Origin of the sequence: Methylocapsa aurea (assembly GCF_000746085.1) — a bacterium.
GTDB classification, from domain to species: domain Bacteria; phylum Pseudomonadota; class Alphaproteobacteria; order Rhizobiales; family Beijerinckiaceae; genus Methylocapsa; species Methylocapsa aurea.
Genome location: NZ_JQKO01000009.1, coordinates 25,249 through 42,974, shown reverse-complemented (window position 1 = coordinate 42,974; position 17,726 = coordinate 25,249). Strand labels below are relative to the sequence as shown.

Here is a 17,726-nt window from a genome sequence, read left to right as displayed (position 1 = left end):
ATGACCGAGATCAAGGAAGCCAAGCTTGACAAAGCCGCCAATGTCTTGTGGTTTTTGCCGACCCATGGCGATGGCCGCTATCTCGGCACCGCGCATGGCGCCCGCGACGTCTCGCTGCGGTATCTCGCACAAATTGCGCAAGCGGCGGATGAACTCGGCTATTTCGGCGTCCTGCTGCCGACGGGACGATCCTGCGAGGATTCATGGGTCGTCGCCTCCGCCCTGGCCCCATTGACCCGGCGCCTGCGCTTTCTGGTCGCGGTGCGGCCCGGCCTTCAATCGCCGACCCTCGCGGCGCGCATGACGGCGACGCTCGATCGCATTTCGGATGGCAGGTTGCTCATCAATGTCGTCACCGGCGGCGATCCGATCGAGAACAAAGGCGACGGAGTCTTTCTTGATCATGATGAACGCTACGCGGTTACGGACGAGTTTCTGCGGATCTATACGCGCCTCCTGGCAGGCGAGACGGTGACCTTCAAGGGCGCGCACTTGCATGTCGAGGATGGCCAACTGCTTTTTCCACCAGTGCAGCAAGGCGGCCCGCCGCTTTATTTCGGCGGCTCATCGACAGCCGGCCAGACGGTCGCCGCCCAAATTGTTCAGAAATATCTGACATGGGGAGAGCCGCCGGCGCAGGTGGCCGAAAAGGTCGCCGCGATGCGCGCCCGAGCCGCCGATTTCGGACGGACTTTGAGCTTTGGGATACGTCTCCATGTCATCGTCCGCGAAACCGCCGCCGAGGCCTGGGCCGCGGCTGAGAGGCTGATCGCGCATGTCGATGACGCGACCATAGCGGCGGCGCAAAAGGCGTTTGCGCGCATGGATTCCGTTGGCCAGCAGCGCATGTCCGCTCTGCATCAGGGGCGGCGCGACAAACTCGAGATCAGCCCAAATCTCTGGGCCGGCGTCGGCCTGGTGCGCGGCGGCGCGGGCACCGCGCTCGTCGGCGATCCCGACACGGTGGCGGAGCGGATGCGGGAATATATGGAAGCCGGGATCGACACCTTTATCCTGTCCGGCTATCCGCATCTCGAAGAGGCCTATCGTTTCGCCGAGCTCGTGCTGCCTCGTCTTCCGCTCGCTTCGACCACGCTCGCTCCTCGCGGCGCGGCGTCCCACCGCGGCCCATTCGGCGAAATGGTCGGCAACGCTTTCGCGCCAGACGATCGCCGCGCCGCTGCGTCCTGACCTGATCGCGTCTCCCGCGCTGGTTTTTTCCGGCTTTAAGCGAAGTATTCGCTTGGCGGCGAAACCCGGGATTTGAGTCGGTCTTCGAGGTTGCGGCCGGTGATTCTTTTGCGTGGAGTTTTGCGCCCTTCCGGTCGGAAGTCTCCGGACGCAGGCCATTGATAGGCAGACGATTTCAAGCTTCTTGCGCGTTGCGTCGGAAGGGGCTCACGCGGCGAGCGCGCCGGCCCAGCCGCTCTTCGCCAGCGCCGTCTCGGCCTGCGCAACCGCCGCCGCCGCCGCATCCGGGCCGAAGGCTACGCCCTCGATGTGGATGAATTCGGTCGCGACGCCGAGCACCCCGAAAACGCTGCGAAGGTAGGGCGACACGAAATCGAGCGAGGCCGCATGGCCTTCGCTGTAGACGCCTCCGGCGGAGGTCAGGATCAATGCGGATTTGCCGGTGAGCAAACCTTGCGGACGTCCCTCCGCGGAATAGCTGAAGGTGAGGCCCGCCCGCGCAATGTGATCGATATAGGCCTTCAGCGCCGACGGCACGCCGAAATTATGCATCGGCGCGCCAACGAGCAACCGATCCGCGCCGAGCACTTCGTCGGTCAAAAAATCGGACAGATCGAGCGCGGCCCGTTGGGCCTCGGTCAGATGAGGCCGCGGCGTTCGCATGGCGACGATGGTAGCCTCGCTGAGATGAGGGATCGGCTCCGCCGCAAGATCCCGGCGCACGATCTGCAGGTTGGGATCGGCCGAAAGAGCGAGATCGACGGCCGTGCGGGTCAGCTTCCGACTGAAGGAGTCAGCCGTCCGCGGGCTTGATTCAATGACGAGAAGACGAGACATTGTTGCGTGCTCCGGCTGCCTGTTGGACAAAAGCAGCTGCAACCCTAACCGCCGAGAGACCTCCTCCACAATCAGGCCGCGTCCACAGCAATCAACCGATCGTCCAACAGTGGCGCGGCCTCTTGCTTCTCTCGGCCGAAGGACGGACGATCAACTGCCAAGGCGCCAGGGACATTTCATGCTCGATCACCTTTCCGAGATGTTGCAGGCGATACGCATCGAAAGCAGCTTCTGCGGCCGCGCGGAGCTCACCGCGCCATGGAGCTTCCGGCATCCGGGTTCGGCCGATGCGCGATTTTATGTGTTTCTCGAAGGCGCGGCCGCGATTCTTCTCGGCGACCGCGCTGAAGCTGTGGCGATCGGCCCCGGAGATTATGTGATGTTGCCGCATGGAGCTGCGCATATTCTGCAGGACTCCGCGTTGAGCCGCATCGCGCCATTCGACGCCAGTTTTGCCCGGTCCGAGGGCGATCGGCGTCAAACGCTTCGCTTCGGCGGCGGCGGCCGCGCGACCGCCTTCATCAGCGGCTATTTGCGGATCGATCGTCTCCGCGGGAAGCAATTGTTGGATATTCTACCCCCCTTGTTGCACCTTCGCGCCGGCTCCTCCGCGCGTCATCGCGAGATTGGCGGCATTCTGGCTGAGGGCGCCGCTGAGATCGAATCCGCCGCGCCCGGATCGGTCGCCGTGCTGAACCGGTTGTCCGAATTGTTTTTCATCCGCGCCGTGCGGGGACATTTTTCGGAAGGCTCCGACAGCGCAGAGGCATACGACCGGATCCCAGGGTCGCCTCAGGTCGTGGCGGCGCTCCGCCTCATCGGCCATGACCCGGCGGCCCAATGGACGGTCGGCGGTCTCGCCCGGCGGGTGGGGATGTCGCGCTCGGGCTTCGCCGCCGCATTCTCCGAGGCGATGGGCCAGCCGCCGATGCGATATGTGGCCGATCAGAGAATGCTGCGTGCGGCCGAATTACTGAAAAGCCCCACCGTCGGCATCACGCAGATCGCGTCCGAGACCGGCTATGGTTCGGACATCGCATTCGGCCGCGTATTCAAGCGCCGGTTCGGCATCACCCCCGGCGCATACCGGCGCGCGGCGCTTACACAGGCCGAGGCCGAGGCCGCGGCGGTCACGGATCCTGCGCCTCCCGCGCGCCGCCTTCGATGAGCGCCAGCTCTGCTGTGGGATCGGCGCGCGGAAGTTCGGCCACCAGGAAATCCAGAAACGCGCGCGCGCCCGATGACAGGCCACGACGCGAAAGATAGGCGGCATGAATATCCGCGACCGGCCCTTCCCATTCGGGAAGAACGACGGCGAGGGAACCTTCTTCCAGCTGCGCTCTGCAAAAATGGGTCGGCAGCAGGGCGACGCCTGAGCCCGCCGCGGCGGCCGACCGCAGGATGGCCAGTTCGAAGGTGGCGAGGCGCGGGGTGAATGTGAGCGTGAAGGTCTGCCCGCGCCGATGATGCAGCAGCCATGTCGCTTTGCCATTCCCTGCCGGCAGAGCGACCAACGGAACGCGCTTGAGATCCTCGGGCGTCGCGACGGGGCCGTGCCTGTCGAAAAACGAAGGCGCGGCGACCAGAATATTGTGGCTGAGGCTGAGGCGCCGTTTGATCAGATCGGTATCGTCCAGTGGCATCGGCCGCACCCGGATCGCTAGATCGATGCGGTCGGCCATGACGTCAAGTGAGCGGTCGCGCGCGTCGACCTCGATCTGAATATCGGGGTGGAGCTCGAGAAAACTTGGAATGAGAGGCGCAAGCCAGAGGTTTGCGACCGGGGACGGCGCGCTGATTCGAAGCATGCCCGTCGGCTGTCCCTGCGCCTGAGCGATAAAGGCCAGCGCATCTTCGGATACATCGATCATCTCGCGGCAGCGATCGTAAAAGGACTGGCCGAGACTCGTCAGTGCGAAGCGGCGGGGCGACCGGTGTGCGAGTTGCACGCCGTAGCGCTTCTCAAGCGCCGCAAGCCTGCGGCTGAGACGGCTTTTGGTGAGTCCAAGCGCCCGGCCCGCGGGCGCCACGCCCCCCCGCTCCACGATCGCCGCAAAGATGTAGAAGTCGGAGAGATCGTCAATGCTCAATGCGGGCAAGCGGGTGGCTCCTGGCGGCGCATCTGTTGCTGCATTGCAACGCTCGTGACGTTGCTTCAATGCGCCGGAGGTTGTGAACTCGCGCGGCCGCCTATCGTCTCGGGAAAAGGCGCCATTTCCTGACGGACCCTCAACAACCGACGCATAACGCAACGCAGCGTTGCAGTGCGAGATCTTTACAATAAGTCATAAAATCTGTCGACTGTATAGACAATAAAAATTTCAAAGAGAATTCAGTCTCCTATTTCGCGCCGGAAAACATCCACATGGTCGGGCGCGGATGGCCGGAGCCGGGACAGACAGCGCGGATCCGACGCGTTCGGATCCGTAGAGCAAGCGAGCGGGGACAGTCACATGCGAGCACGAAATTCAAGATCTTGGGCGCTCGGACGGGCGGCGCCTTTTCTGGTCGGCGCCTTCGCGACGGCCTCGGCGAGCGCGCAAACCGCTCCTCCTGAGCCGGACCAGCCGGCTACGGTCACCACGACGATCGCGGATGTCGTGGTTTCCGCGGCGCCGGCTGAAGCGACGGTCGTCGCCAATACGCCCGGCGGCGCCGGCCTCATCACGGCGGAAAGTTACGAACAGGGCCGCGTCTCGACCATATCCGATGTGTTCGCATTCGAGCCGGGGGTCTACGCCCAATCGACGTCGGGCAGCGACGCCACCGTAAAATTTTCGATTCGCGGCTCAGGCCTGCAAAGAAGCCCGAACAACTTCGGCGCCGGCGTTCTCATCCAGCTCGACGGATTGCCGCTGCTGACATCGACGGGCCTGCCCGTCGAATTGATCGAGCCGCTCGCCGCGCGGTCCGTCGAGGTCTTTCGCGGCGGGAACGCCTTCGACCTAGGCGCCCTGACGCTGGGCGGCGCCATTAACTACATTTCCTACACCGGATATAACGCGTCGCCGGCGCAGGCGCGGTTCGAAGCGGGCAGTTTCGGTTATCTGAGGGAGCAGGTGAGTTCGGGGCTCGTCGCCGGACCATTCGACTATTATATCAGCGCGACCGGCTTCCAGCAGGACGGCTTCCGCGTGCAGTCGCAGGCGAGCAGCGAGAAGGTCGTCGCGAATTTCGGATATAAGATCAACCCCGATCTGGAGACGCGCTTCTACTTCCGCTACGCGCATGACGTCTTTCAGGTTCCCTCGACCATCACGCAGGCCCAGCTTCAGCGGAATCCACAACAGGCGAACGCCGCCGCTGTGGCTTTCAACTGGTACAAGGTCATTCCGGGGAGCGCGTTTATTGGCAACAAGACGACGCTCACGATCGACCAAAATTCAAAGGTCGAATTCGGCGCCGCGTTCAAGAGCTTTCCAAATCACGGCCCGGGCGGCCCCTATGTGCAATGGGAGGCGAGCGACATCAGCACGTCGGTCAAATATTCTCGCAGCGACGCGATCCTCGGACATCAGAGCAATTTGGCGATCTCGCTGCTTAATTCGACGGCCCTCAATCCGAGCTTTCAGCTGTTCAGCCACTCCGCCGCGGTGAACAAGGGCGTTCTCCTCCAGAACGTCAAGCTCGGCGGCGGCGACACCGTCCTGCTTGCGACCGACGACCTTGAGACCATCAAGGACCTCTGGCTGACGACTGGATTAGCCCTGAGCTATGTGGATCGCCAGAGCAATATCATTTACCCGGTGCAGAACAATTTTGGCCGCACCTACCTCAATTATGCGCCGCGCGTCGGGTTGCGCTACAACATCAATCCCGAGGCGCAGGTCTACGCCAATGTGACCCGGACCGTCGAGCCGGCGACGAACTGGTCCTATCCGCTGCTGCTGCTGCCGGCAAGTTCGCTGCGAAGCCTTGATCTTGAAGAGCAGACCGCGACGACGGCCGAGGTTGGAACGCGCGGCAAGGCGGGCATTTTTCGGTGGAGCGCGTCTTACTATTATTCATGGGTCAACAATGAGCTGCTGACCGTCGCGCTTCCGGGATCGACCCTGACGGCGACCTCCAACGCGTCGCCGACGCGCCATCAAGGCGTCGAGCTCGGCCTGGACACAGTCTTGTGGCAGTCGGCGGCAGGGAGGCAGACATTTTTCGGGGCGGATTTAGGCGGCGACAATTTAGTGCAGCGCACGCTCGAAGATCCGCAGCACCAGCTTATCCTGCGGCAGGTCTACACCTGGAACGATTTCCATTTTGCCGGCGACCCGACATTCGGCGCAAACAGGCTGCCGGGTCTGCCTGAGCACCTGTATCGCGCGGAGCTGCAATACAGGAACGCCGAAGGCTTCTATGCCGGCGTCAATGTAGAGTCCGTCTTCAACGCCTATCCGATCGACTACGCGAATTCGTTCTACGCGAAGCCCTACGCCATTGTGGGCGCGAAGATCGGCTTCGCTCAACCCAAGCAGGGGTGGGAAGCCTATGTGGAGGCCCGCAACCTGGCGAATGTGAAATATACATCGGCTGTGACGCCGATCTTCAACGCTCGGGGGAGGGACGCCGCCGTCTTCTATCCGGGCGATGGCGTCGGCGTGTATGGCGGGGCCTCGTACCGCTTCTGACCGGCGTAGGCGAGGCGAAGTTCACGACGGGACCGCTTCGCTCCGCTCTTTCACCCGACCGGCCGCGGGCGCGGCCGGGATCGTCGACAACTATCGCCGCCAGTCGGCGTAAAGGATGAAACGCATGACACATGAAGCGCCTGTAGAGACGCCGCCGCAAACTGGAGACTTTGAGGTGTTAATTATCGGCGCCGGTCCGGTCGGGCTTTCGTCGGCGCTCCAACTCGGCCGTCTCGGCGTCAACACGTTGCTTGTCGAAAGGCGCGGGGGTCTGTCGCGTCATCCCAAGGCCGGCGGCATTCACGCCCGCACCATGGAGATATTCCGGCGGTGGGACATATCCGATGAGATCCGCTCTGTCGGTCGAGGCGACCTTCCGCCAGGCGTTGGCCCGTCCGGCTTCGCCTGGGTGACGCGGCTGAGCGGGATCGAACTTGGTCGGATCGAGTTCGGGTTGTCGCCGGAAGACCAAAAGAAATGGGCGTCATATTCGCCCGAGCCGCCAGGCTTCTGCGGTCAGGATCTCTATGAGCCGATTCTTTTTCGGGAGGTCTCGCGATATCCGAGCGTCCGCGTCGAATTGGCGCGGCGCGCCAGCGTCGTCGGCCAGGATGACGAGGGGGTTTCGATCGTCATCGAGGATGAAGCGTCGGGCCGCAGCGAATTGGTTCGCGCCCGCTATGTGATCGCCTGCGACGGCGTGCGCAGCCCGACGCGAGGCGCGCTCGGGATCGGCGAGAGCGGATATGGCGCGTTCGGCGATTCGATCAGCGTGCAGTTCCGCGCCGACCTTGAAAAGCATCGACGCGGCCGCAATTTTGGGCTCTTCTGGGTGGCCAACCCCGACACGCAGGGCGCCTTCACCTGGCGCCGGCGCTCGGACAGCTGGCTGTATAATTTCGACCCCAAGCCGGGGGAGGACGCGGAAAGCTATACCGCCGACCGCTGCCGCGACATCATCCGCAAAGCCGTCGGCGACAGCGACGTCGGCATCGAGATCGAAAGCATTTTGCCCTGGAAGCATGACCAGGCGGTTTCCGACGCTTGGCGCGCGGGGCGAGTATTTCTGGCGGGTGACGCCGCCCACCGCTTTCCGCCGCACGGCGGATTCGGAATGAATTCGGGCGTGCAGGACAGCGTCAACCTCGTGTGGAAGCTTGTTCTGGTGCTGCGCGGGCAGGCCGGCGACGCCTTGCTCGACACCTATGAGGCCGAGCGCAAGCCGGTGGCGGAGTTTAACGGCCGGCAGTGTCTCGAGAACACGCATCGCATGGAGGAAACCGGATGGCTGCTGCGCGATCCAGGCAGCCTCGCGGACATCGAAAAGCCGGGGCTGGAAGGACAGGCCGCACGCGACCGCGTCGCCGCGGCCATTCCGCGCCAGCGGGAGCAGTTCTATTCGCATGGCCAACAATTCGGCTCAATCTATGAGTCGGCGGCGGTCATCCCCGATGGAACCGAACCGGAACGCTCCACCATCAGCGATTATTATATGACGGCGCACCCTGGCGCGCGAGCGCCGCATCTGTGGCTGACGTCTCCCGGCGGCGGCGAGCTTTCGACGTTGGATCTCTTTGGCGACGGCTTCGTCGTCTTGGCGGGTCGGGAGGGGCGAGCCTGGCGCGATGCGGCGAGGTCCATCGGAGAAGGCGGAGCTATTCCGCTCACGGGCTACACGGTTGGGCTCGGCGGGGATTTCATCGAACGTTCCGAGGAGAAGACGTTGATCGCGCTCTATGGCCTCGCTCCGGACGGGGCCGTGCTGGTGCGGCCCGACGGCCATGTGGCGTTCCGGTCAAAAACGTCTGTCGCCGATGCGGCGCGCGCACTGCAGGACGCGCTGGAGGCGCTGCTCGGCGTCCGCGCCTCTGGTCATGGCCGCCTGGCCCATGCCGGATGAAGTTCAAGGTTTTGAAGAGCGAGCCGCGAAAAAGGAAAGTTATACTTTATAAAAGGCGATAAAAAGCAACAATTACTATAAAAACTGTCGTATAATATTATTTATATACGCAATAAGGTAGTTATGTATAGCCAAAACACATGCCGAAAGCGCTGTTGATGCTTGCCATGAACGCGCGCTGTCACCTGTCTGAGGGTCCGGAATGACAATAGCTCTCGCTCATCCCCCGCTTGCGTTGTCCGAGCTGGAGGCCCGCGCTGGACGGCCGGCCACGCTGGCGCAGCTTTTGTTGCGCGCGGCGCAATGGCGCCCGGAGTCAGGCCTGCGGCTGATCTCCGCGGATATCGAGGGCGCCGACGTCGCCCGCTCATATCCCGAGCTGCTCGACGAGGCGCAGCGCATCTCTGCGGGCCTGTCGGCGCTGGGCCGCCGTCCCGGCGACCGGATCGTTCTTCTACTCGAAGGCGCGGGCGATTTCATCCCGGCCTTCTGGGCGTCGATCCTTGGCGGCTACATACCTTGTCCGCTTGCGCCAATCCACGGAGACCCGGGGCGTTGGGCGACGCAGCTTTCACATATTCAGAGCCTGCTCGCGGGTCCGCTTGTCGTCGTGAGCGAGAGGCTCCGCGAAGGCCTGCCGGATATCGCCGGCCTTGAGGTCGCCGAACTCGACTCCCTGCGGGCATCCGCCGCGGAGGAGCGCGCGCACAAGGCCGAGCCGGAGGATATTGCGGTCCTCATGCTGACCTCCGGCTCCACCGGCAATTCAAAGGCGGTCGGACTGACCCACGCCAATATTCTGGCGTCGCTGGCCGGCAAGACGGAACGCCAGAACCTCACTGCGGCCGACGTCACGCTCAACTGGATCTCTTTCGATCACGTGGCCGCGCTTCTGGAGGCGCATCTGCTGCCCCTCTATGTCGGCGCGACGCAGCTTCACGCCGACGCCGCAACGATCCTCGCCGACCCGACCTCGTTTCTGCGGCTCATCGATCGTCGCCGCGTCACCATGACCTTCACGCCGAATTTTCTCTTGGGGCAGATCGTCGCGGCGCTGGAATCGCCGCGCGCCAAACCCTTGTCGCTCGATTTGTCCAGCCTCCGGCATATCGTCTCCGGCGGCGAGGCCGTGGTGACCGAAACCGCCCGGCGTTTTCTCAGCTTGCTTGCGCCCTATGGGCTCGCTCGCACGGCGATCTGGCCCGCTTTCGGAATGACCGAGACCTGCGCCGGCTCCGTCTATTCCCGCGAATTCCCGGACGCGGACGCGGGGCGGGAATTCGCCTCTCTTGGCTTGCCGATCACGGGACTCGAGATCCGGATCGCCGACGATCAGGACGTCCCCGCGCGCGCCGGCGAGCCCGGCGAATTGCAGCTGCGCGGGCCAATGATTTTCCGCGGCTATTACAACAACGAGGAGGCGACCCGCGCCGCTTTCACGAGCGACGGATGGTTCCGCAGCGGCGATCTTGGCCGCCTCGAGAATGGCCGGCTGAGCCTCGTTGGACGAAGCAAGGACAGCATCATCGTCAGCGGCGTCAACTATTTCAGTCATGAGCTCGAGACCGCGCTGGAGCAACTCGACGGCGTCGAACGCTCCTTTGCGGCAGCCTTTCCGACGCGTCCCCCCGGCGCCGACACGGAGCAACTCGCGGTCGCTTTCGCGCCGGCCTTCCCGCTGAGCGACGAGCCGGAGCTGCATCGTTTGATCATCGCGATTCGCAACACCGCAATTGCGCTTTGGGGCTTTCGCCCGACGCTGATTCTGCCCTTGCCGAAGGATGCTTTTCCGAAGACCAGTCTTGGCAAGATCCAGCGCTCCGTCCTGCGCAAGCGTCTGGAGGCAGGCGAACTTGCCGCGCATGAAGCCCACGCGGCCGAGGCGACAAGCCGGCAGCTCGGTGGATTTTCTCCAGCCGAAACAGAGACCGAGATCGTCATCGCCGAAATCTATGCGGAGATGTTCAACGCCGCGCCCGAGAGCATCAGCGCCACGGCGAGCTTCTTCGATCTCGGCGGCACATCGCTCGATATTTTAAAGCTCAAGCGTCATCTCGAACAGCGCCTGCGCGTTGCCGGCCTGCCGATCGTCGCCATCCTGCAAAATCCATCCGTCCGCGCGCTCGCCGCCCGGATCGCGTCGGGCGACGGCGCGGAGGGCGCCTATGATCCAATCGTGCCCCTACAGCTCGCGGGCGACAAGACGCCACTGTTCTGCGTGCATCCGGGCGTCGGCGAGGTTCTAGTTTTCGTCAATCTGGCCAAATATTTCGTCAACGAGCGGCCGTTCTACGCCCTGCGCGCGAGGGGCTTCAATGAGGGGGAGGCGTTCTTCACGCGCTTCGACGAAATGGTGGGCGTCTACGTCGAAGCGATTCGCCGGCGTCAGCCCAACGGACCCTATGCGATCGCGGGGTATTCCTATGGCGGCGCGGTCGCTTTCGAGATCGCCAAGGTTCTGGAGGCGCAGGGCGAGCGCGTCGATTTCATCGGCGTCTTCAACCTCCCGCCTCATATCAAATATCGGATGGACGAACTCGATCCGATCGAGGGCGCCGTAAATCTCGCCTTCTTTCTCTCGCTGATCGACAAGAAGCAGTCGGAGGAGCTGCCCGCAAAGCTGCGCGCCGAGTCGCCGCAGCGGGACGTCAGCGAATATCTCGTCGGCGTCGCGCCCCCGGCGCGGTTGATCGAACTCGATATCGACGTCGCCAAGTTTCGCGCATGGGCGGGGCTCGCGCAGTCGCTGTTAACCATGGGCCGCTCCTACGTTCCCTCCGGCGCGGTGGAGTCGCTTGTCGTTTTCTACGCGATTCCGCTGCGGGGAACCAAGGAGGACTGGCTGAACAACGAGCTTCGGCGCTGGGACGATTTTTCGCGCTCGCCCAATCGCTACGTTGAGACGGCGGGCGAGCACTACACACTCATGGGCTCAAACCACGTAGCCTCCTTCCAGGCTCTCCTGCGCGCCGAACTCGACCGCGCGCTCGGCGGGAAATAGACGCGCGATCAATCAGAATCGTAACCGGAAGACAATGCTATGACCGGAACTGGCGCGAAGCCGAGGAAAATACTGATAACCGGCGCGACGGGGCAGGTTGCGCGGCCGATCGCCGAAGTGCTGGCGGCTGACAACGAGGTGTGGGCCATCGGCCGCTTCGGCGACGCTCGCGCGGAGGAGGAGCTTCGCGCCAAAGGCGTCAGGACCTGGCGCTGGAGCATGGGCCACGACAGCCTCGACGGCCTGCCGGATGATTTCACCCATGTGCTGCATTCCGCCGTGCATCGCGGAGAGGATGGCGACTTCAACAAAGCGATCGAGATCAACACGGTCGCCGTCGGCCAGATCGCGACTCACTGCAGGCGAGCCGAGGCGTTTATCTATGTCTCGACGGGCGCTCTTTACGCCCGGCAGACGCTGGATCACGCCTATACCGAGTCGGATCCGATCGACGGCGTCGCGCAATGGCTGCCAGCCTATCCGATCGTCAAGATCTCCGCGGAGGGCGCCGTGCGGGCCTTCGCGGCGACGCTCGGCCTGCCGACCGTCATCGCCCGCCTCAACGTCGCCTACGGACCCTACGGGCATGGCGGCGTACCGGTCCTTCTCTACCGCCAGCTTCTTGCGGGCAAGGCGATTCCTATCCCGCTGGAGGGGCAGAACTGGGCTTCGCTGATCCACACGGACGATCTGGCGCGTCAGGTTCCGCTGCTCTGGGACGTCGCCTCGACGCCGGCGCTCATCGTGAACTGGGGTGGCGACGAGGCTGTCAGCATCAAGGAATGTCTGGAATATATCTCGGAAATCACCGGGGTTGAGGCGCGCTTCGATCGGAGCGCCGTCACGCGCGAGACCTACGCCTTCGACAACGCCAAGCGTCGGGCCCTGATCGGCGATTGCGCGGTTGGCTGGAAGGATGGCGTACGGCGGACGATCGAGGCTCATTTTCCAGGAGCCGTCCTGCAATCCTCCGCCGCCTAGGACGTAAATTTGCCGGAAAACCTATCGAAGGAGCGCTCATCGCATGCCGACGAATATCGAAACCGTACGCGCGTCGTATGAAGCGTTCCACCGGCGCGACCTCCCTGGGGTTCTCGCCGCGCTTGCCGATGACGTGGCCTGGACTCATCCGGACGGAATGAATGTGTTGGGCCTCGGCGGGACCAAGAGAGGTCATGACGAAGTCGTCGCCTTTATCCGGCATGTGCCGACGCACTACGCCGAGATAAGGCTTAGTCCGGAGGAGTTCATAGAATCCGGGGACCGCATCGTCGTCTTCGGCTCGCGCAGGGTCACGGGGGTCAGTGGCGCTAGCGCGGTCCTGCGCTTCGTGCATTCCTGGACGTTCTCCGGCGGCAAGGCTGCGACGTTCGAGGATTATTTCGACACTGTTGAAATGATCCGTCTCGTCACGGGGGATGGCTGATGCGCCCGCGCTATGGCTATCTTGGCCCCGAAGCCACATTCACGGAAGCTGCCTTACGCAGCCTTCCGGAGACGGCGGGCGCGGAATACGTAGCTTATCCGAGCGCGTCCGCCGCGCTCGGAGCCGTCCGCAGCGGCGCCGTCGACGCCGCGATGCTGCCGCTTGAAAACTCGGTTGAGGGCGGCGTGCCTGCGACCCTGCGGGAGTTCGTCTCGGACGATCCCCTGCAAATCGTGGCGGAAGCCAATCTGAAGGTGGAGTTCGCGCTCATGGGCAACCCCGGCGCGCGCGTCCACACCATCAAACAGGTCTTCACCCATTCCCATGCCCATGGGCAATGCCGGCGCTGGCAGCGGGAATGGCTGCCGGCGGCCCAGTTCGAGAGTACTCCCTCCACGGCGGCGGCGGCGCTCGAGATCGCGCAAAGGGGCGGCCGCGACATCGCCGCGATCGCCGCCGTGGTCGCCGCGGAGCGCTACGGCCTCGAGGTGCTCGCCTCCGACATCGGCGATCGCGCCAATGTGGTGACGCGCTTCGTTCTTTTGCGGCGTCCAGGGCCGTTGGCGCCGCGCACCGGCGCGGATCGGACCTCGATCGTCGCCATGGCCAGCGGCGATCGTCCGGGCTGGCTCGTCCATGTCCTTGACGAATTCGCCAGCCGCGAAGTGCCGGTGACGCGAGTCGAATCGCGGCCGAGCGGGGAGGGCCTCGGGCGCTATCATTTCCTGATCGATTGCGAGGGCCATGCCGTCGATCCGCAGGTGAGGGACGCGCTTGTCAGCCTCGCGCTGCATTGCCGAGCGGTGCGCTTTCTCGGCAGCTATCCGCGCGGGCCGTGACGACGCCTTGCGCGCAACGCCACGAATGAAGACGACGAGGGATCTGATGAGCGAAGCAAACGCCGAAGCGAAAATAATCGAGTCCGGCTCGCCGCCGGCGGTCGCTGTATTTCAGTTGTTGACAGGCAAATGGGTGTCCCAGGCGATCTACGCCGCCGCTGAACTCGGCGTCGCGGATTATGTCGGAGAGCGAGAGCGGACGGTCGATGAACTGGCGAGAGAAGTCAACGCGGATCCCGATTCGCTTTACAGGCTGCTGCGAGGCCTGACCAGCGTCGGCATATTCGTGGAAGGCGAGGGGCGGCGATTCCGCAATAACGCCTATAGCGAGACCCTGCGCCGCAACGAGCCGGGCTCGATCCGCGGCTTCGCGCGTCTGATGGGCGTCGACATCTCGTGGCGGGCCTGGGGCGACATCGTCCACAGCGTAAGAACCGGCCAAAGCGCGTTCGAACATGTCGCGGGAGAGACGGCGTTCGAATATATCAGCACGCGCTCGTTCGAGGCCGAGGTCGTCAATGAGGCGATGACGAGCCTGAGCGAGCTTGCGGCGCAGGCGGTGGTCGACGCTTATGATTTCTCCGGCGCGCGGACGATCGTCGACGTCGGCGGCGGCCATGGCCTGTTGCTGAGCGCCATCTTGAAAGCCAATCCGGACGCGAAAGGCGTTCTGTTCGAACTTCCCCACGCCATCGAGGGGGCGAGGCAGCTGCTTGCCGACACAGGCATTCTCCAGCGAACGGAAGTCGTCGCCGGCGACGGCCTTGAGTCGGTGGTCCCGGGCGGCGACGTCTATATTCTGAAGCATATCATTCATGACTGGGACGACGAGCGATCCATCCGGTTCATCAGGAACGCGGCGGCGGCGCTGCCTTCGGGCGGGAAACTGTTGCTGATCGAGGCTGTGCTGACGCCGCCCAACGTTCCTCATTTCGCCAAGCTGCTCGATCTGGAAATGCTGGTGATGAGCCAAGGAGGCCGCGAGCGCACCCTTGAGGACTATGAGCGCCTCTACGCCGCGGCCGGGCTCAAAATCTCCAACGTCTATCCGACGAAAGCCGTGCAAAGCATCATCGAAGGCGTCAAGCCGTGAGCGCGGAAGGATCGGCGGCTTCCCGGTTGGAGCTCATCGACGCGAATGGCGAGCGCGGCGCCTATGCGAGCGCGGTCGATTACGAGGTCTTCGGCCGCTATGCAAGCGCCGACAAGCTCAAAAAGATGCAGCGCGCGAATTCGCAGGACGCCGTCGCGGCGTTCAATTCGCTGACTAGTTTCAGAAACAGAATCGGCTCAGCTGACTCGGCGGCGTTTGCGCCGGAGCCCGGGCGGTATCATCTCTATCTCGGCAAAGGCTGCCCCTTTTGCCACCGCGTTCTAATCGCTTTGAATGTCCTCGACCTTGCGAAAATCATCACCTTTTCATTCGTCGACGACGAGCGCGACGGACGCGGCTGGGCGTTTCGCGCAAGGCGCGGCGCCGATCCGGTGAATGGATTTCTGCTGCTGCGTGAGGCCTACGAAGCGACGGACGCCGATTTTGACGGACATGTCAGCGTCCCGGTTCTATGGGACCGCCGGACAGGGACGATTGTCAGCAATAATTCCGGCGACATACTCGTCGACGTTGCGACACAGTTTCGCGCCCACGCGAATTCGCGGTTCGACCTCTATCCCGCGTCGCTGCGCGAGGAGATCGAAGATCTCGACGCCAGCCTTCACGCAGACGTCAATTTCGGCGTCTACGCTGTGGGTCTTTCGAAAAGTCAGGCGGAATATGAGTCGGCCGCGACGCGGCTGTTCGACAGGCTGGCGTTTCTGGACGAACGCCTGGCGAGCCGGCGTTTCCTTTTCGGCGCCGATCTGACGCAGAGCGATATCCGCCTATGGGTGACGCTGGCGCGCTTCGACGTCGCCTACAATCCCATCTTCAGAGCCAATTTGAAGCGCCTCGTGGACTATCCGCATCTATGGGGCTATGCGCGCGATCTGTACCAGATTCCAGCCTTTCGCGATTCCACTGACTTCGCGCAGCACAAGCTCGACTACATCCGCAATTTTCCCGAGCTGACGCCGTCGGGGATTGTCCCGATTGGCCCAATCGTGGATTGGAGCGAGCCGTCCGGGCGCGAGCCCCTGGCTGGCGCCTCGGCGTGAATTTCACAGCCTCGGAGCGACGCGCCATCGCATCTTCCGTGCGAAGAACGCGCGCTTCATAGAACGCCAGGCAAGGAGAGCCAATGAACGTGACTGTCGCCATCGAGAGTCTGATCGACCGCAGCCGTATAGGCGTTCGCCAATATTTCATCGTCGCCATTTGCGGCTTCCTCGCAATGATCGACGGCTTCGACAGTCAGATGATGGCTTTTGCCGCTCCCGACGTCGCGCGCGAATTCGGCATTCCGATCGCGCAGTTCGGCGTCGTCTTCGGCGCGGGGTCGTTTGGCTCGCTGGCCGGCGTCCTCCTGCAAGGCCCGCTCGGCGATCTTTACGGTCGCAAGACGGTCATGCTCGGCGCTTTCGCCGTGGTGAGCGCCGCCTCTCTCCTCACCATCGCCTCCGGAACGCTAAACCAGCTGATCGTGCTGCGGTTCGTCGCGGGCGTGGGTCTTGGGGCGGCCTTGCCGAATCTCTTCGCGATCGTCTCCGAATATATGCCCAAACGCCGGCGCTCGACCTTTGTGACGGCGATGTTTTGCGGCGTGCCGCTTGGTTCGGTCCTCGGCGGCATGGCGACGGCGCAACTGCTGCCACATTATGGCTGGCGCACGATCTTTTACCTCGGCGGCCTGCTGCCTCTCGTCGTCCTACCGATCGCCTGGGCGTTTGTGCCGGAGTCCTTCTCCTATCTCGTGACCCGGCCGTCGTCGGGCGCGCGGGTCGGCAGAAACCTGTCCCAGATCAACATCGAAGCCCCTTCGGTCGAGACCTATGACTTCAAGCGGCGCGATCGTGGAATCATAGGCCTTTCGGTGGGACAGCTGTTTGCGGAGGGGCGCACGGCGGGCACGATCCTGTTGTGGCTCATCAGCTTTCTCAGTCTGGTCACGTCCATATTCCTTACGAGCTGGCTGCCGCTGATCCTCAATCAGGCTGGAGTCACCATCAGCATGGCCGTCATGGGTGGCGTGGTGTTGAGCGGCGGCGGCATGCTCGGCGCTCTGCTGTTCTCGTCGCTGACGGATAAATTCGACATCTACAAGGTGCTCGCGCCAGCCTATGTCATCGCCGCGGTTTCCGTTGGGCTGATCGGCGTCGCGCCGCCGTCCGGAGCTGTGGTGACCGGCGTGATCTTTCTGGCGGGGTTCTTCTGCATAGGAGCGCAGATGTGCTTGCCGCCCCTGGTCGCGTACTATTATCCGAGCGCTCTGCGCGCCTCGGGGCTCGGATGGACGATGGCTGTAGGGCGCGTTGGCGCCATCGTCGGCCCGGCGCTCGCCGGCCTGTTGCTGGCCTGGGAGTTTACGCCGAGGGCCGTCCTGTTCCTTGCGGGAGGGGTGACATTGCTGGCGGCGATCTCGGTGCTGCTGTTAGGCTACGCCCACAAGGGTCAACTTCGAACAAGCCGCTGATTGAACCGCGTCGGCGTTGCAGGATTGCAGCGACGCGGAGCCGGCCGGGCCGACCATGCATCATCGCCAATTATGTCCGCGTCCTCGCTCAAAGGACGGTCATGATGAAAATACGCCGCCGCCTGTTGCGGCTCGCCTCGATCATCGTTCTCGGCGCACTGTCGGCCGCTGAAGCGGCCTCCGCCCAGGGCGCCGCCGCGAAGCTGAAGGTCGACGCCCTCGCGCTGCCGGAGGACCAGGGCGCGGCGGGCCTCTCCTAGGCGATCCGGCGGCTGTCGACGAGGGCGAGCCTGATCGCCGTCGTCGCCATCCGGACGATGAAGACGGCGAATTGCCTGCCT

14 protein-coding genes are annotated in these 17,726 nt (G+C 63.5%); 12 read left to right on the top strand and 2 right to left on the bottom strand.

Annotated elements, in window-relative coordinates; all coding sequences use genetic code 11:
- A complete protein-coding gene (gene ssuD, locus DL86_RS06800; protein ID WP_051952888.1) occupies positions 1-1,191 on the top strand; it encodes an FMNH2-dependent alkanesulfonate monooxygenase in 1,191 nt (396 codons plus the stop codon).
- Between the two features lie 207 nt (positions 1,192-1,398).
- On the opposite strand, the gene DL86_RS06795 is transcribed toward ssuD, so the two are convergent.
- A complete protein-coding gene (locus DL86_RS06795) occupies positions 1,399-2,028 on the bottom strand; it encodes an FMN-dependent NADH-azoreductase (protein WP_036259685.1) in 630 nt (209 codons plus the stop codon).
- A gap of 178 nt (positions 2,029-2,206) precedes the next feature.
- On the opposite strand from DL86_RS06795, the gene DL86_RS19705 reads away from it, so the two are divergent.
- Positions 2,207-3,196 carry an AraC family transcriptional regulator gene (locus DL86_RS19705; RefSeq protein ID WP_036259684.1) on the top strand — a complete coding sequence of 330 codons (990 nt, stop codon included), beginning with the start codon at positions 2,207-2,209 and terminating at the stop codon, positions 3,194-3,196.
- On the opposite strand, the gene DL86_RS06785 is transcribed toward DL86_RS19705, so the two are convergent.
- Complete coding sequence (locus tag DL86_RS06785) at positions 3,159-4,127, bottom strand: LysR substrate-binding domain-containing protein (protein WP_156964514.1); 969 nt, start codon at positions 4,125-4,127, stop codon at positions 3,159-3,161. The two genes, DL86_RS19705 and DL86_RS06785, sit on opposite strands and share 38 nt — an antisense overlap.
- A gap of 354 nt (positions 4,128-4,481) precedes the next feature.
- Here DL86_RS06785 and DL86_RS06780 point away from each other — a divergent pair, with 354 nt between their 5' ends.
- The 10 genes from DL86_RS06780 to DL86_RS19700 all read left to right on the top strand — a co-directional run bounded on the left by DL86_RS06780 (position 4,482) and on the right by DL86_RS19700 (position 17,645).
- Entirely contained in the window at positions 4,482-6,650 is a 2,169-nt protein-coding gene (locus DL86_RS06780) for a TonB-dependent receptor family protein (RefSeq protein WP_036259683.1), read from the top strand.
- A gap of 124 nt (positions 6,651-6,774) precedes the next feature.
- Positions 6,775-8,550: an FAD-dependent monooxygenase gene (locus tag DL86_RS06775; RefSeq protein WP_084572774.1), complete on the top strand. Its 1,776-nt coding sequence runs from the start codon at positions 6,775-6,777 to the stop codon at positions 8,548-8,550.
- A 202-nt stretch (positions 8,551-8,752) separates the two neighbouring features.
- Entirely contained in the window at positions 8,753-11,551 is a 2,799-nt protein-coding gene (locus tag DL86_RS06770; RefSeq protein ID WP_051952882.1) for a non-ribosomal peptide synthetase, read from the top strand.
- 39 nt (positions 11,552-11,590) lie between these two features.
- Complete coding sequence (locus tag DL86_RS06765; protein ID WP_036259681.1) at positions 11,591-12,532, top strand: NAD-dependent epimerase/dehydratase family protein; 942 nt, start codon at positions 11,591-11,593, stop codon at positions 12,530-12,532.
- 43 nt (positions 12,533-12,575) lie between these two features.
- Positions 12,576-12,977, top strand: coding sequence for a nuclear transport factor 2 family protein (locus DL86_RS06760; RefSeq protein WP_036259679.1), 402 nt, complete (start codon positions 12,576-12,578; stop codon positions 12,975-12,977).
- Positions 12,977-13,816, top strand: a complete 840-nt coding sequence (gene pheA, locus DL86_RS06755) for a prephenate dehydratase (RefSeq protein ID WP_084572759.1) — start codon at positions 12,977-12,979, stop codon at positions 13,814-13,816. The genes DL86_RS06760 and pheA overlap by 1 nt, the downstream gene beginning before the upstream one ends.
- A gap of 46 nt (positions 13,817-13,862) precedes the next feature.
- Positions 13,863-14,909, top strand: a complete 1,047-nt coding sequence (locus tag DL86_RS06750; protein ID WP_036259891.1) for a methyltransferase — start codon at positions 13,863-13,865, stop codon at positions 14,907-14,909.
- Entirely contained in the window at positions 14,906-15,970 is a 1,065-nt protein-coding gene (locus DL86_RS06745) for a glutathione S-transferase C-terminal domain-containing protein (RefSeq protein ID WP_156964513.1), read from the top strand. Before DL86_RS06750 ends, DL86_RS06745 begins: the two co-directional genes overlap by 4 nt.
- 83 nt (positions 15,971-16,053) lie before the next feature.
- The gene (locus DL86_RS06740) at positions 16,054-17,385 is read left to right on the top strand and encodes an MFS transporter (protein ID WP_051952880.1); all 1,332 of its coding nucleotides are present in this window, start codon (positions 16,054-16,056) and stop codon (positions 17,383-17,385) included.
- Positions 17,386-17,486: 101 nt separating this feature from the next.
- Positions 17,487-17,645 carry a hypothetical protein gene (locus DL86_RS19700; protein WP_156964512.1) on the top strand — a complete coding sequence of 53 codons (159 nt, stop codon included), beginning with the start codon at positions 17,487-17,489 and terminating at the stop codon, positions 17,643-17,645.
- Positions 17,646-17,726 lie beyond the last annotated feature (81 nt).